The 15,450-nt window shown below is 34.3% G+C and carries 10 protein-coding genes and 1 tRNA gene; 5 read left to right on the forward strand and 6 right to left on the reverse strand.

Annotated features, from left to right (window positions below; genetic code table 11):
- The first annotated feature begins 149 nt into the window (after window positions 1–149).
- Window positions 150–977: a 50S ribosomal protein L11 methyltransferase gene (prmA, locus tag QWY78_RS10330; protein WP_290219520.1), complete on the forward strand. Its 828-nt coding sequence runs from the start codon at window positions 150–152 to the stop codon at window positions 975–977.
- Between the two features lie 28 nt (window positions 978–1,005).
- Here the strand turns inward: prmA and QWY78_RS10335 are convergent.
- Window positions 1,006–1,079, reverse strand: a tRNA-Arg gene (locus tag QWY78_RS10335).
- A gap of 46 nt (window positions 1,080–1,125) precedes the next feature.
- Here QWY78_RS10335 and QWY78_RS10340 point away from each other — a divergent pair.
- The 3 genes from QWY78_RS10340 to QWY78_RS10350 are packed head-to-tail and all read left to right on the forward strand — an operon-like array spanning window position 1,126 to window position 4,915.
- Window positions 1,126–2,172, forward strand: coding sequence for an ABC transporter substrate-binding protein (locus tag QWY78_RS10340; RefSeq protein ID WP_290219522.1), 1,047 nt, complete (start codon window positions 1,126–1,128; stop codon window positions 2,170–2,172).
- A 46-nt stretch (window positions 2,173–2,218) separates the two neighbouring features.
- On the forward strand, window positions 2,219–2,863 hold the full coding sequence (gene mtgA / locus QWY78_RS10345) for a monofunctional biosynthetic peptidoglycan transglycosylase (RefSeq protein ID WP_290219524.1): 645 nt from the start codon (window positions 2,219–2,221) through the stop codon (window positions 2,861–2,863).
- A gap of 18 nt (window positions 2,864–2,881) precedes the next feature.
- Window positions 2,882–4,915, forward strand: coding sequence for a transporter-like protein (locus tag QWY78_RS10350; protein WP_290219525.1), 2,034 nt, complete (start codon window positions 2,882–2,884; stop codon window positions 4,913–4,915).
- Here QWY78_RS10350 and QWY78_RS10355 read toward each other — a convergent pair.
- From QWY78_RS10355 to QWY78_RS10375, 5 genes are all read right to left on the reverse strand, one after another.
- A complete protein-coding gene (locus QWY78_RS10355; RefSeq protein WP_290219528.1) occupies window positions 4,893–5,186 on the reverse strand; it encodes a hypothetical protein in 294 nt (97 codons plus the stop codon). The genes QWY78_RS10350 and QWY78_RS10355 overlap by 23 nt on opposite strands.
- Entirely contained in the window at window positions 5,183–5,416 is a 234-nt protein-coding gene (locus QWY78_RS10360; protein ID WP_290219529.1) for a hypothetical protein, read from the reverse strand. The genes QWY78_RS10355 and QWY78_RS10360 overlap by 4 nt, the downstream gene beginning before the upstream one ends.
- Before the next feature lie 68 nt (window positions 5,417–5,484).
- The gene (gene recF / locus QWY78_RS10365; RefSeq protein ID WP_290219531.1) at window positions 5,485–6,564 is read right to left on the reverse strand and encodes a DNA replication/repair protein RecF; all 1,080 of its coding nucleotides are present in this window, start codon (window positions 6,562–6,564) and stop codon (window positions 5,485–5,487) included.
- A gap of 207 nt (window positions 6,565–6,771) precedes the next feature.
- Entirely contained in the window at window positions 6,772–8,418 is a 1,647-nt protein-coding gene (locus tag QWY78_RS10370; protein WP_290219533.1) for a POTRA domain-containing protein, read from the reverse strand.
- Between the two features lie 184 nt (window positions 8,419–8,602).
- Window positions 8,603–9,364, reverse strand: a complete 762-nt coding sequence (locus QWY78_RS10375; RefSeq protein ID WP_290219534.1) for a UbiA prenyltransferase family protein — start codon at window positions 9,362–9,364, stop codon at window positions 8,603–8,605.
- A gap of 59 nt (window positions 9,365–9,423) precedes the next feature.
- On the opposite strand from QWY78_RS10375, the gene QWY78_RS10380 reads away from it, so the two are divergent.
- Window positions 9,424–15,273 carry an alpha-2-macroglobulin family protein gene (locus tag QWY78_RS10380; protein WP_290219536.1) on the forward strand — a complete coding sequence of 1,950 codons (5,850 nt, stop codon included), beginning with the start codon at window positions 9,424–9,426 and terminating at the stop codon, window positions 15,271–15,273.
- Window positions 15,274–15,450 lie beyond the last annotated feature (177 nt).

Raw genomic sequence — 15,450 nt, forward strand, 5'->3', positions numbered from 1 at the left:
TACGAAACAAAATTATTCATCTCATCTTTGCGGTCCTGAAATCTGGAAGAAAATATGAAAATAACCATCAAAATCATTTGGCGGTGTCATAGAAATCAAGTCGGGGCGCAATTCCCGCTTAAAATCACTATTTTTGCAAAAAGATAAGTATGCAAAATTACCTGGAATTCAATTTTAAAATATCACCACTTCAACCTTGGAATGAAATCCTGATGGCAGAACTCATCGAAATCGGTTTCGATAGTTTTACTGAAGAACATGATGGAATTTTAGCCTACATTCAACAAGAATTCTTTAAAGAAGAAGAACTGAAAGAAGTGCAATTGCTTCAAAATCAAGAAGTTAAAATTTCATATACTTTTCAGGAAATGCCAAATATCAACTGGAATGAGGAATGGGAAAAGAATTTTTCACCCATCAATGTAGAAGATCAGGTTTCTATTCGGGCAGAATTTCACAAAAATCAAAACTTACCTCACGAAATTATTATTCAGCCCAAAATGTCTTTCGGCACGGGTCATCATGCCACAACCTATTTGATGATTCAGCAAATGCTGGACATGGATTTAGCAAATAAAAACATTTTGGATATGGGTTGCGGAACTTCTGTTTTAGCCATTTTCGCCAAACAGCAAGGAGCAGGGAAAACCGTGGCCATCGACATTGATGAATGGTCGGTAGAAAATTCCATAGAAAACGCCGCAAGAAATAACGTAGAATTAGAAATTTCACAAGGAACTGCAGAGAATTTAGGAAGTGAAAACTTTGATGTTATTTTAGCCAACATCAACCGGAATATTCTGATTTCAGATATTCCTACTTATGTTTCGATTTTAAATAAGGGCGGACAATTATTACTTTCCGGCTTATGTTTCTTTGATGTAGATGATATTCTGGAGGTTTGTACCAAACAAAATCTAAGTTTGAAAAAGAAAATTCAGCGCGAAGAGTGGGTTTCTTTGTTGCTAGAGAAATAAAAAAACCTAGCGAAATGCTAGGTTTTTGTGACCTCGACAGGATTCAAACCTGTAACCTCCTGAGCCGTAATCAGGTGCGCTATTCAGTTGCGCCACGAGGCCTTTTTTTAGGTCTGCAAATATAACAATTTTTTATTCCTTTCAAATAATGAAATCAATTTTTTTTACCTTTTTATCGTTTTTTCTTTTATTAGCCTGTAAAAAAGAGCATTCTACCACCTCTAAAGATTGGCAATTGATCTCAGAAAATGTTCAGTTAAAAGAAGAAGGAAATACCTTTCAATTGAAATCGGGGAAATTTAGCTATTCAATCCCAACCACTCAACTTCCGTATAAAAAAGTAATTCTCTTGAATGCGAGTTTGGTGGGTTATTTTACCACGCTGGGTTTAGAAGATAAGATTATTGGAATATCAAGTCCGGAATATGTGTATTCTGAAAAAGTTCATCAGCTAGTGAAGGAAAAAAAACTTCAGAATGTAGGAAACGAACAGAAATATGAGGTTGAGAAAATCATCGCTTTGAAACCTGATGTTATTTTTACCAATTATATCGCGAGTTTTGAAAATACCTACGATTTAATCAAGAAAAACGGAATTGAAATTATTTTTCTGGATGAATATTTAGAACAGAATCCTTTAGAAAAATCAAAATACTTGGTACTGTTTGGTAAACTTTTAGGTAAGGAAAAAGAGTCCTTGATGAATTATCATAAAATTACAATTTCTTATGATTCGTTAAAGACACTTGCAAAAACAACTGTTGAAAAACCCACGGTGTTGGCCAATGAAATGTACGGAAATCAATGGTTTCTACCCGGTGGAAAATCAAATTTAGCACAGTTTATTACAGATGCCAACGCAACCTACATTAATGCAGATAATACGGATACCAAAGCAATCCCAATGAGTTTTGAAGAGGTTTTTATGAAAGCTCAAAAAGCGGAATATTGGGTGAATGTAGGAAACCACTCCAATAAAAAAGAATTGCTACAAATCAATCCGAATTACACCCAACTTCCGGTTTATAATAAGGGTAAATTATTCACCATCACAGGAAGAGAAGTCGGTAAATCAAACGATTACTTTGAAAGCGGTGTCGTGAGAGCGGATCTTGTACTCAAGGATTATATCAAAATTTTTCACCCGGAATTATTTCCAGATTATCAATTAACATATTTAAAAGAGTTGAAGTAGTTTTTATTTCTATTTTTGCAAATTCAGAATCAGTAATTCAGTGTTTATGTTGAAGAAAATGAAAAGACTTATTTACACCATGATCCTCGCTAATATTTTATTTATCGTGTGGGGGAAATTTTTTAATCCACCGATTACCATTACCCAAATTGGTGGTTTAATCGAGTTCGGAAAACTAAATAGAGATTACATTCCTTATGATGAAATGGGTAACAACGTGAAAAGAGCGGTGATCGCATCTGAAGACCAAAGTTTTTTTGATCACAATGGATTCGATTATAAAGCCATTGAAAAGGCGATGAAACACAATGAGAAAGGAAAAAAACTGCGCGGCGGAAGTACAATTTCCCAGCAAACCGCGAAGAATGTATTTCTTTGGCAAGGTCGCTCTTGGGTTAGAAAAGGTTTAGAAGCAGTTTACACCTTCATTATTGAACTGGCTTGGGGTAAAGATGTTATTTTAGAAAGATACCTTAATTCCATCGAAATGGGTCGTGGGGTATTTGGGGTAGAAGCTGCGTCAAAATATTATTTTAATAAAAGTGCTAAAGATCTAACCAAAAGTGAAGCCGCCTGGATTGCCACAATTTTGCCCAATCCGCAAAAATATGATCCTAAAAATCCCTCTGCTTACCTCAATAAAAAGCACAATTGGATTATGCGGCAAATGAATAATATCACGCTTAAATAATTTATCTTTACCGATAATATGCCATTTAGTTTTCGACATAGAGAAAGTTTTACCACGATTCTCACCAAATACTTTAGTTTTAAAAATGAGGCCAAATCATTGGATCCACTCATAGAATTATTGCGCAGTATTCGGTCGGAAGATTTCAGTGAAATCTTAGAATTTCTACGCGATCATGATGATGTTACCGAGCATTTGGGATATTACATCCGTAATCTATTTGAAGGAAAGCCTTTTAATCTTTCTTTAACAGAAGCCAATATCTTATCTGAAAACGCTTTTTATCCGGAACTTAAAAAAAGGTTGCTCGATAAAATTTTGCCTAGTGTAGAGAATGAAGATACGATTTGGTATTTGGTCGATACGGTTTCGGTGCGCCCGAAAACTGATCTAGAGTTTTTTAGAAACCTGAAAAAAGACCATTTAAGTGAGATTTTTAGATTGTTAAAAATAGATCGTTTTATTCTAAAACCCAGTGTTAAAAATGAATTGCTGTTCTCTTTAAATATTCTTTCCTGGCGAATTATCGGGAATGCAATGGATGTACAGGTGGTGAATATGGCTCCCGAATACCGTAATTTCGACAATCCATTTTTGGCCCTGCAAAATGAACTTGATCTACTTAATCAAAGTTACCGAGAAGATAAGCACTTTCAGCTGACCTCAAAAAGTGTTAATTATAAACAGATTAAAGTCTTAATGCAGCAATGTTTAGATTTTGTTGCATTGGCTTTTAAAAACTCATCTAAATACGGTATTTCGGGGAAAATCAACCAGTCATTAATTAAGATAAGACAGCAACTGGAGCGAATGAATGATATTCTTTCTGTGATGATTTTTGATAAAGAGGATGATGTACTGAAAAACTCTAAACGACTGTTTTTTAAAATATTAGAATATAAATCACACAAGAATAATTTAAGGGAATTAATCTCGGACAGCACGACGCTAAAATCGCATTTGATTACCAATCACACCGCAGAAACAGGCTCTCATTACATTGCTACAACCTCCAAGGATTACATGAATATGTTTTGGAAAGCGAGTGGTGGTGGCGTTATTGTTGGCGGTCTATGTGTGTTGAAATTACTCTACGGCTACATTCCGGGTAGTGATTTTTCGCACGCTTTTCTTTATGCTTTTAATTATGCGATGGGCTTTATTATGATTTATTTAATGAATTATACTTTAGCGACAAAACAGCCTGCAATGACTGCTGCTACAATGGCAAAAGTACTTTCTGAAGGCGAAAACACCCGAAAAAATTATGTAGATTTTGCTCATTTGGTTTCTAAATTATTCCGAACGCAATTCATCGCATTTATGGGAAATGTCTTGTTTGCTTTCCCAATCGCACTCGCTATTATTTATGGAATGGACGTGATTTTTAAGCAAAATTTTGCCGTAGAAAAATCGGTAAAAATGTTAAAAGATTTAGATCCAGTGCAGTCGAAAGCGATTTTCCACGCGTGTATTGCCGGTTTCTTTCTATTCATTTCTGGGATTATTTCCGGGAATATTGGGAACAGTTCCGTGTTTTATCATATTCCCAAAAGGATTGAGAAAAACCCTTTTCTGAATTATTTTGTTGGAAAAAATACCGCCAAAGGACTTTCTGAATATTATGCGAAAAATTGGGCCGGCATTATTTCAAATTTCTGGTTTGGTATTTTTCTGGGAATCACTGGTCCGATTGGGCTTTTCTTCGGGTTAGATTTGGATATTCGCCACATCACTTTTGCCTCCGGAAATTTTGCTTTAGGATTATATGGCGCAGATTTTTCGGTCAGCTCAGCCACTTTTTGGATTGCCTTTGGAACCGTTTTTTTAATTGGGTTTTTCAATTTTGCCGTGAGTTTCGGCCTGTCGATGATTTTGGCCTTCCAATCAAGAAAAGTAAATTTTGGGGAGGTTAAAGAAATTTACCGAGAAATTTTCCGCTATTTTATGAAAAATCCGTTTCGATTTTTCTTACCGATTCGATCAACTTTAGATCATAGCGCGAAGGAAATGGTCGATAATACGGTGATTACAAAACCAAAAGATCAATAAAATGTTCTTCGCCAAATTTTTCCTGAAACTTCTTTAAGTAAAAGGTTTTTCGCAGTCTAAAATCATTTTTCAGTAAGGGTGATTTTATTCTAATTTCTAAAATTTTCTTGTGGAGATTAACCGATTCAATTTCGTTGAAAAGCGCATCGTTTAAATATTCGTGTAGAAAATCTTTGACTTCAAAAGCCAGTAATTTATTTTCAAAACCGTATAACCTGGCAAAGGATTTCACCAGTTCTGAGGATTGATATTCTCTTTTCTTTTTTTTCATTTTGGAGTTTCGGGTTGTATTAAAATTTTACTAAAGTTTTCTTCTTCATCAATCCAGTTGATCCGACCCCATTTCAGATAATTGTTGATTGTAACTCCTAACAAATTATAATCATTTCTCAAAACTTTAAAATCCTCTTCTAAATGGGGATTGAGAAAAATAATCTTCTCCTGTGTTTTTATAAAAAGACCGAAACCGATTTTACAAATAGCTAATGTTCTGTAAATCATTGTATTTTAAAATTTATTAAACTCTTTCTGTGTGCACTTAAACGCGCAATACATATCTCGAAACGAAATTATAATTCGAAAATTTTACTTTCTTCATTAATTCTTTTCACTATATTTTCTGTTCTTTCCCGACTGGTATCGGTAATGAAAATCTGCCCAAAATGTTCCTGATTTACGAGTGCGATTAACTGGGAAACCCGGGTGTCATCAAGCTTATCAAAGATGTCATCTAATAAAAGAATCGGTGTTTTTTGGGTTAATTCTTTAATTCTGTTCATCTGCGAAAGTTTCAAAGAAATCAAAAAGGATTTCTGCTGTCCTTGGCTGGCAGTTTTTCGCATGGAAATCCCATTCATTTCAAAAAGCAAATCATCTTTATGAATTCCTTTTGACGTGTACGTGAGCATTCTGTCTTTTTCTAAATTTTGTTTTAGCAAAGTTTCAAAACGGTGGTCATTCAAATCAGATTCATAAATGATGGAAACCTGTTCAGTTCCTTTAGAAATAATCTCATAATAATTTTGAATTAAGGGAACGATAGATTCTGTAAATTTTTTGCGCTTTTCAAAAATTTTTGTTCCAAATCTAACCAGGGGTTCATTGTAGATTTCCAGATTATCGGCATCGAAATATCTGTTTTTTGCGAAATCTTTTAATAACGCATTTCTTTGCTGAACCGTTTTTTGATACTGGATTAAGTTGAAAAGATAATCGGAATCTGTTTGGGAAATCATGGCATCAAGAAATTTTCTGCGGCTCTCACCCGAATCCGAAATTAAATTAGAATCGTATGGAGAAATAATTACACTGGGTAAAAATCCGATATGATCTGCCATTCTATCATATGATTTGTCATTTTTCTTAATGATTTTTTTAGCGTCTTTTTGTTGCTGAATTTTGATGATATTTTCTTTCTCACCATCATCAATTGTTCCTTCTATGGTGAAGAAATCTTCATCCTTTTTGATATTATTTAAGTCTTTGTTTCCGAGAAAGCTCTTCGCCATCGACAAATAATGAAGACCATCGAGAACATTGGTTTTTCCCACGCCATTATTGCCCACAAAACAATTGATTTGTGAAGAAAAGTCAAAACGCTGTTCTGAATGATTTTTAAAGTTGATCAGGCCTAATTTGTTGATAATCATAATCCTAAAATATTTTCGAGTTTTTCAGGATTTCTCTGCGCTCCCAAATGGTCATAATTTTTCGTTTAATTGCGGAAATTTCAGGCAATGAATTAATCGGTGAATTTCGGGAAATCGCCGCACATTTTCACTCGATCATCTATATAGAAATTTCTGTAAAGATAAATAAATCCTTGGAGACGTATACTGCTTGAAAGACACGGAATTTTAATGATCAAAATTCACAAAATGCGGCAAATCGGTTCCCAATGAGTTGATTGGCAACATGTTATTACGATATTCATTAAATTCAAAAATAGGTTTGTGATCAAACGGTACATTAGGATAATAAACAAATGAGACCTGGATCCTATTGAAAACCAAATAAGGATTGTTAATCAGAATCCCAAATCCGAATTTTGAATGCGTTTTTGACCGAAATAATTTTTGGTTGTTTTGAGAGATCCATCCTAAAGCGATGATGCTATAGGGATTAAAATGAAAATTCTTCCAAGTTCTATGTACGAAAAACTGCATTTGATGGCGAAGGACTAATTTTTTCGTTCCGATAAAATCACCACTGTACGCTGGAAACTCATCTGAGGCAGAAAAGTTTATTCGGTCTTTATAACTTGAATTATAGCGCTGACTTCCCCACGCGAAAGTCGGCGAAAAGAAATGCCGTACCCGCGCAAACTTCCAGTGGTGTAAATTGGTGAAGTAAGTTCCTTCGATGCGAAAAGAATCGCTATTTTCTTTTTCTTCATTAAAGAATCGTCCATATTCAGCTTTTCCAGAAAAATATCCCCAATTGATGAAACTTCCCAGGGCTGCAGAAATCCCGGCATAAGGAATTACCTTACTATTTCTACTGAGCATTCCGCCCGTAATCCCAATAGATTTTCCGTATGGAATATCTTCTGGGAGGTTAAAATCAAAAATATTTCTTTTCACCGAGAATTTTCTTTCAACATAATTCGCGGTAGCCAAAAAACTGGTATAGGTGGAGAAAAAATCTTGTGGATCAACCTGCGGACTGTCTTTATACTGATAATTTTGAAACCGACCCAAGACTGCAATGTTTCGGGAAATTTCTTCTTTATCACCTGCAAAAACCGGAAATTGATACCCGCCCCATAAATCCTGATTGTACACTTTTATTTGAACTTCAGGAAAATTCTCTGAATTTTCGACGGGCATGGCCACCTTTCTCATAAAATACTCGAAGCGAAATCCTCCTGCCCACCTTGTCAGTGGAGAAAAGAAGTCTCGTCGTGCGGTAAGGCTGATTCTTTCATTTGCCAAAAAATCTTTTTCACCTAAAATCTCAGCATTGATGAAAGTGCCCAAAAGATTATTTGCTTTGTAACTACCGAAAATATTATTTTCTTTTTCTTTAAAATTAGTGGTGTAAATAAAATTTAATTCGTGTCCTAAACCAAGCAGATTTTCTTCGTTGATTCCGGCGCCTATTTTATTCCCAGAAAATCGCAGCCGTGGTTTTAGACTCCAGGAATCCAAAACTTTTACCAAGACATCAATTGAATCGTTGGTCGTTGTCTGGTCGATAACGCTTATGTTTACTCTATTGACAAAGGGCATGTCTCTTAAAATACGTTCAGATTCATACAATTTTTGAGCGTTGTATTCTTCTCCTTTTTTAAAAAGTAAGTAATTTCGAATGGTTGCTTTTTTAGAGTCGATATGAATGCGATCTGCCAATCGATCATACCATTTTGAATTTTTTTCTTTTGCTGAAGCTTCATATCCAAAAGGATCTATGGTTTCAATTGCAATATTCCTGATTATTTTTCCTTGGTAAGAAATTTTGGAAAAATCTATGGTTCTGGATTTTACAGAGACGGAATCGGGCACGCGCCGAAATATAAAACGGTGAATTAATTTAGTTGATTTCCTCTGATCAGAAAACTCCTCGATTTTAAAATATAAGGAATCTTTTCTCTCTTGGGAAAATAGAAGTGAAATGGAAGATAAAAATAAAAGGAGCGAGAAAATATATTTAGAATGCAAGGGAATTTTATTTTAGGAAAATTGAACATCAATTAATGAGCCATTTTAGTAAAATAAATAATAATGGTAATCCACTACAAGCCTCCACCCAAAAGGAAAAATAGGATTCTTTGTTTGTCTTTTCAGAAAAAAAGATGAAGATAAAAGTGACCGTTGACGTGAGAAAGAAAGCGAAGGAATATTCAAATTTTAAATTGTAAATCGCAGTAACCAAGCTTAGAAAGACCAACGTGTAGGCAAAATATTTGGTGTTTTGAATTCCAATAAATCGGGGAAAAGTAATAAGGTCATCAGCGTTCATATCCCGAATATCAAAAGGCAAAACCAAGGCGGTAACAAAGAGCCAGCTGATCCAAAAAATAGCGGGATGAAAAACAGGCAGTATCAACCAGGAATTGATCAATGCCCACATTAAACCAACATAAAATATTTTAAATAAAGGGATTTTGCGAACGAAATATTTCAAAAATTTACTATCGTATAAAAGTCCGAGCACTACAATAATCAACCATTTGATTAACCGATCGGTATTGTGGTTGTACAAGATTAAAGCTGTAACGACAACGCCAGAAATAAAATTAATGATTAAAACCTTATAAAATAATTTGCCGCTATTTTGGTGTTTGGTATACAGATAACCGCTAAAGTACGTAATGAAAATTAGCGCAATGGTCGGGGTTTTGATAATGTTCTGCTCTAACATAAAAAAAACAGCAAAAAAAGTTCCCATTAGAGAAACGAAAATTTGACTGTCTATAAGGTATTTTTTTAGTAAATTTAAGCTGTTCATAAACACCAGCCTTTTTGGTTTTTTTAAACCGGTAAGGTTATTAATTAGAAAACAAATCTATGAAAAATAAAATTTTTGCTGTCATTATTCTGCTGTTTACTTTCAACGGTCTTTTTGCCCAGAAATATTACGATGATCAATGGAAAAAAATTGCCGAAAACTATAAAATCGGCCAGTTTAAATCGAATCTCCCTTTAATTTTAGAAATTCAAAATCAAGCGATGAAAGAAGATAATCCTACGCAACTTATTCGGGCGTTGAAAGCAGAGTTCAGTATTGTGAACCAAACTTATGATGATGCAAACAATGATGCTTCGAGTCAATTTTTTAAAAAGTTGAAAGGATTTGATGCCAAACTAAAAGGGGAACCAAAATTTTTGTATCAGGTTTTGTTAGGAGCGTTTTTTACCGATTATTACAACGAAAATCAATGGCAAATTAACCAAAGAACCAATATTGTCTCCCAAGGAGAAGATTTTGCACAAATTGAAACCTGGTCAAAATTGGATTTTAAAAACTTTCTGAAGCAACATTTTGCCTCACTAGAAACGAAAAAATCTGAACTGAAAAACATTCAGTTGTCGACCTACAAATCGATTTTTGAACAAACTCAAGATTTAGAGTATTTCCCAACTTTGTTTGATTGGAATGCGATGAACGAAATCGCGTTTTTGAAAGATTCACAATTGTTCACTCCAGATGAATTGAAAGTAAATCAAGCAAAAATTTTACAATTATTTGCAGAATTAATTCAGAAAAATGAGGAGAATTCCAAACTCTATTTTAAACACCAAAAACTGAATCACGAATGTACGTTCAGTAATTGTAAAAATCGTTTTGAGCAATTAGAACAATTGGTGGAAGATGAAAGTGTAAAAGGCGACTACAAAGTACAAATTATAGCGGAGATTATGGATTTGCAGAGCGCAAAACAGAATTATAAGCTGGCATTGATTTGGGGAAATGATGCCAAAGAAATGTTTCCAAAATCGAAATTCATCAATAATATTACCAATCGACTCAACACAATTTTGAATCCGACTTTAGCGTTTCATTACGAAAAACATACGCAATCGAACACGCCAATTCATTTGGTTGCAGATGCAAAAAATGTGTCCAAATTTTCTTTAAATATTTATGAAGTTAAAGACGATCAACAAAGCTTCCTGAAATATGTCGCAAATCCTTATCAAAAAAACTATTTCGGAGCGGTAAAGAAATCTTTGGTAAGAAAGGAAAATTTTGAATTAAAAGATAAGGGAGATTATAAAAATCACAAAACTTCTCTTGAAATAGAACCGCTTCCATCGGGAATTTATTTGGCGGAATATGTCGTAGAAAAAGCCATTCAGGATAATTTTTATTTTATTGTCACTAATTCTCGTGTGATTTACAACAAGAAAAATGAAGATAAATCTTTTGCCAATCAATTGCAGATCGTTGATCGGGAAAATGGCAAACACATTTCCAATGAAAATCTGAAAATTTATGAAATAATTCGCGAAAAAACAGTCGGTGCTTTTCCCACTAAAACTGATCAATCGGGAATTTTTACTTTTCCCATTACAAAAGACAATGGATATTACCGAAACTATTTAATTCACCAACCTGCAACCAACGATTACAATCTGATGCAGGTTTATGAGCGAGATTATTATGGTGGAATTAAAACAGAGAAAGAACGAAATCTTGCCCAAATTTTCATCGATCGTGGAATTTATCGTCCTGGACAAATCATTTATTTCAAGGTAATTAATACCAAAGTAGTGAAAGATAAAGAATCCGTTTCACCGGGGGTTTCACAGGAAATAACATTAGTTGATGCAAATGATGAAGAAATTTCTTCCCAAAAATTCACTACGAATGAATTCGGCTCTTACCACGGAAGTTTTACTTTACCCAATGGAAAACTCAATGGACAATTTTCCCTGGAAGTCGATTCTGATGATTTAGATGATGATGCGACCAAATATTTTCGGGTCGAAGAATACAAACGTCCGAAATTTGAAGTGACTTTTGAACCCATAAAATCGGAATATAAATACGGCGAAACCATCGAAATGAAAGGAAAAGCGATGATGTTTTCTGGAGTCGCTTTGAGCAATGCAACTGTGAATTATGAGATCAAAAAACAAAATATTCGATGGAGATATTTTTGGTGGTTTCCACGTGGAAACGACAACCAAAATTCGATTTTAGGCGAAGTAAAAACCAATGAAAAAGGAGAATTTACCATTAAAATTGATTTGAAAAAAGATGAAACTTTAGAAGGAATTCAGATTGATAATTATCAAATAAATGCTTCTGTAACCGACATTAATGGAGAAACGCAATCGGCGAATGAAAATGTAAAAGTGGCTTCGGTTTCGCATTATATAAAAATGGATGAAATTAAAGATTCTTTCACTGATGAACCTTTAAAAGTAAAAGTGGAGACTAAAAATTACAATGATCAAAATTTAAATAAATCCTATCAAGTAAAACTATCGAAATTGCAACCGAAAGAAAGGGTTTTCCGAAATAATTTCGAAAATCAAATTCAGGATTTACCGAACTTTTCTAAAGCAGAATTTGTTCAAAAATTTCCACACGATTATTTTAATAAAGAAGAAAAGGAATGGAAAACAGAAAAAGTTTTAATTGAAAAAATCCATCAACCAAAAGACAAAAATCAAAATTCCAATGATGATCATCTTAAATCTAACATCTTAGATCTTGGATCTTTAAATGCCGGAAATTACAAACTTGAACTCTTTAACATCGAAGGAAAAGACACCATTAAAACTGAAAAAATCTTTGAAGTTTTCGATAAAAGATTCTTAACCGATTCTCAAAAATCGTTCTTGAAAGTGATTCAGCTAAAAAGTGAATATCGACGAAACGAGAAAGCGAAAATTTTTGTGTATTCTTCAGTTCCAAACGCGCTTGTAAATGTCTATTTGCAAAATGGAAATGGCGAAACCCAAACTGAACAAAGGAAATTTAAAAACGGGGTTTTAGAATATGAAGTTGCTTTTCCAAAAGATGAAAGAATCGATCAAATTAATCTTCAATTTCAGTTGGTTGCGTTTAATGATGTTCAAACCGAAAGTGTCAATTTAAAAATCGCCTCCGACAAAAAACCTTTGCGCATAGAAACCGTCACTTTCCGGGATAAATTACAACCCGGACAAAAAGAAAAATGGACGGTAAAAGTTTTGGGAGAAGACAAAGAGAAGATCAACGCTGAAGTTTTAGCGAATATGTACGATAAATCTTTGGATCAATTTGCAGCAAATTCTTTTTCTTTTAGAGAAATTTACCAACGATTTTTCATGATGATTTCTTATGGAATTAATGAAAATTTGTCGCAGGAAAATTACAACAAAAGAGTTCCTTATTTAAAGCAGAAAAACATATCGATGCCTGCATTTAATTGGTTTGATGGTGGGCTTTACGGTAACGTTATGTATGAATCTGCTCCAGTTCCGATGGCAAAAATGGAAGTCATGGAAGATGCTGTTGTTTCTGGAAAAGTTTCAGGAATGCAGATGAAACGGGATACGATAAAAACTCAAGAAATTGAAGAAGTTAAAGTAGATTTAGACAAGATCGCAGTTCGGCAAAATCTCAATGAAACCGCATTTTTCTATCCAAATCTTTTAACCGACAAAGATGGAATTGTCACTTTTGAATTTACTTCTCCAGAAGCATTAACGCAATGGAAATTGATGTTTTTGGCGCATACAAAAGATGCACGTTCTGCAACTTTAGAAAAAACGGTGGTTACGCAAAAAGAATTTTCCGTAACGCCGAATTATCCGAGATTTTTACGAGAAGGAGATGAACTGAATATGCAATCGAAATTGTCGAGTTTGGTCGATAAACCTTTAAGCGGAACTGCGCAATTGCAGATTTTAGATGCTTTTACGAATGAAGATATTTCTTCTAAATTTAATTTAAACGAAACACAAAAACAGTTTAATTTAAAAGAAAATGGAAATGGAGTCGTGAATTGGACTGTAAAAGTTCCGACCGATGTTTCTTCCATTATTATTAAAGTAGTCGCAAAAGCGGGGGATTTCTCCGATGGAGAACAAAAAGCAATTGCTGTTTTACCGAACAGAATGTTGGTGACCGATGCAATCCCGATTTTCGTGAAAGAAGGTCAAACCAAAACATTTGTCCTCGAAAATTTAGCCAAAAATACTTCGACGACTGCAACCAATTTCTCAAATACTTTGGAATTAACGACCAATCCGAATTGGGAAATTATGTTTGCTTTGCCAAGTTTGAAAAATGACACCACTAATTCTGCAGATGTCGTTTTCAATAAATGGTTTGCCGATGTTTTGGCAAGTGAAATTTTCAAAGCCAATCCGAAATTGAAACTGGTTTTTGAAGAATATCAATCAAAAGGTTTGTTGAAATCGAATTTAGAGAAAAACCAGGAACTGAAACAACTGCTTCTGGAAGAAACTCCCTGGATTTTGGAAAGTAAAAATGAGGAAGAACAAATGCAGAAATTAGCGAGATTGTTCGATGCGAATAATATGAAAAACTCGATCAATGATGATTGGAGCGAATTGCTAAAATTGCAAAATCCAGATGGCGGATTTTCTTGGTATCAAGGTTATCCGAGTTCGTATTATAACTCATTGTATATTCTTAAAAATTTAGGAAAAATCAATGAATGGTTGAAAGGAAATGTCGCAGATTATCAATCTTCGGAACAGAAAGAAATGCTTAAGAAGCTTGTGGATTATGTAGATTCTGAAGTGCATAAATATTGGGATGTAAAAAAAGAATATGTATGGAACAATTATGTTTTAGATTATCTCGATACCCGAAATTATTGGGAAAAAGATTATCCTTTAAAAGGAAAAGGCGCAAAATTGAAAACTTTGGTTATTCAAAAAGCACCCCATGCGAAAATCACCGATTTTACGTTCTATGGATTACATCGTGCAGCGTTACTTTTTGATAATTATCAAATGCCGGCTTTATCTAATAAATTAGTGACTTACCTCAAAGAAACTTCTACCGACACAGAAACCCAAGGCGTTTATTGGAAACAAAATCTGAACGATTGGGGTTGGTATTCGTCGAAAACCGTGAATCATGCTGGTGCATTGGAAGCCTTCAATAAACTCACGCCAAACGATACCAATTTTATTGAAGAAATGAAAATTTGGTTGGTTACGCAGAAAGAGGTGAATTCTTGGGGAAGTTCTCGCGGAACAGCAGAAGTAATTTTCACGATTTTAAACTCTGGGAAATCCTGGACTTCCGAAGAATCTGATAAAGCCACCGTAATATGGGGCGGAAAAAAATTAAATAATCCGGACACAAAAGCAACAGGTTATGTGAAATCTACCATTAAATCAGAAAATTTAGCTAAAAATTTAGGAACAGTTACGATAACAAAACCCGGACCTGGAATTGTTCAAGGTAGATTATTTTGGCAATATTATGAAGATCTGGATAAAATAAAATCTTCCGAATCCTATCTTTCCATCACCAAAGAATTGTACCGAAAAGTAAAAACCGTAAATGGCGAAGAATTGCAAAAAATTTCGGAAAATGCTCCTTTAAAAATTGGCGATAAAGTAACGGTGAGAATGATTTTAAATACTGACCGAAATATGGAATTCATTCATTTGAAAGACATGCGAGCGGCCGGATTTGAGCCACTAGATGTGATTTCTGGTTACGAATGGAAAAATAATTTGGGATATTATCAATCTACGAAAGATGCTTCTACCAACTTCTACATCGAATATATGCCGAAAGGAAAATACGTTTTCGAATACGATTATATTTGCAATGCCTCGGGAATTTTCAGCAACGGAATTACCACATTGCAAAATTATTACGCACCACAAATGAATTCGCATACGACCGGAACGAAGGTGACCATTGTGGAATAATTTATTTTATTTAATTAACGAATCCGCTTCATTCATTAAAAGCGGATTTTTTTTGGGCCCAAATGATCGCAGATAAGATGAAGCCAACGTAAATCGTCATTAAGGTCTCTTTTTGACAAATGTCAAAGGATACAGCCTTAATTATGCTCACCTTTGTACTCACAAACAAACAAAAAA

This window comes from Kaistella yonginensis (genome assembly GCF_030409525.1).
In the GTDB taxonomy this organism is placed as follows: domain Bacteria; phylum Bacteroidota; class Bacteroidia; order Flavobacteriales; family Weeksellaceae; genus Kaistella; species Kaistella yonginensis.

Excerpts from the sequence above, each read along its gene's own strand:
- prmA (WP_290219520.1), top strand. The coding sequence starts at position 150 with ATGCAAAATTACCTGGAATTCAATTTTAAAATATCACCACTTCAACCT.
- QWY78_RS10340 (WP_290219522.1), top strand. The coding sequence starts at position 1,126 with ATGAAATCAATTTTTTTTACCTTTTTATCGTTTTTTCTTTTATTAGCC.
- mtgA (WP_290219524.1), top strand. The coding sequence starts at position 2,219 with ATGTTGAAGAAAATGAAAAGACTTATTTACACCATGATCCTCGCTAAT.
- QWY78_RS10350 (WP_290219525.1), top strand. The coding sequence starts at position 2,882 with ATGCCATTTAGTTTTCGACATAGAGAAAGTTTTACCACGATTCTCACC.
- QWY78_RS10355 (WP_290219528.1), bottom strand. The coding sequence starts at position 5,186 with ATGAAAAAAAAGAAAAGAGAATATCAATCCTCAGAACTGGTGAAATCC.
- QWY78_RS10360 (WP_290219529.1), bottom strand. The coding sequence starts at position 5,416 with ATGATTTACAGAACATTAGCTATTTGTAAAATCGGTTTCGGTCTTTTT.
- recF (WP_290219531.1), bottom strand. The coding sequence starts at position 6,564 with ATGATTATCAACAAATTAGGCCTGATCAACTTTAAAAATCATTCAGAA.
- QWY78_RS10375 (WP_290219534.1), bottom strand. The coding sequence starts at position 9,364 with ATGAACAGCTTAAATTTACTAAAAAAATACCTTATAGACAGTCAAATT.
- QWY78_RS10380 (WP_290219536.1), top strand. The coding sequence starts at position 9,424 with ATGAAAAATAAAATTTTTGCTGTCATTATTCTGCTGTTTACTTTCAAC.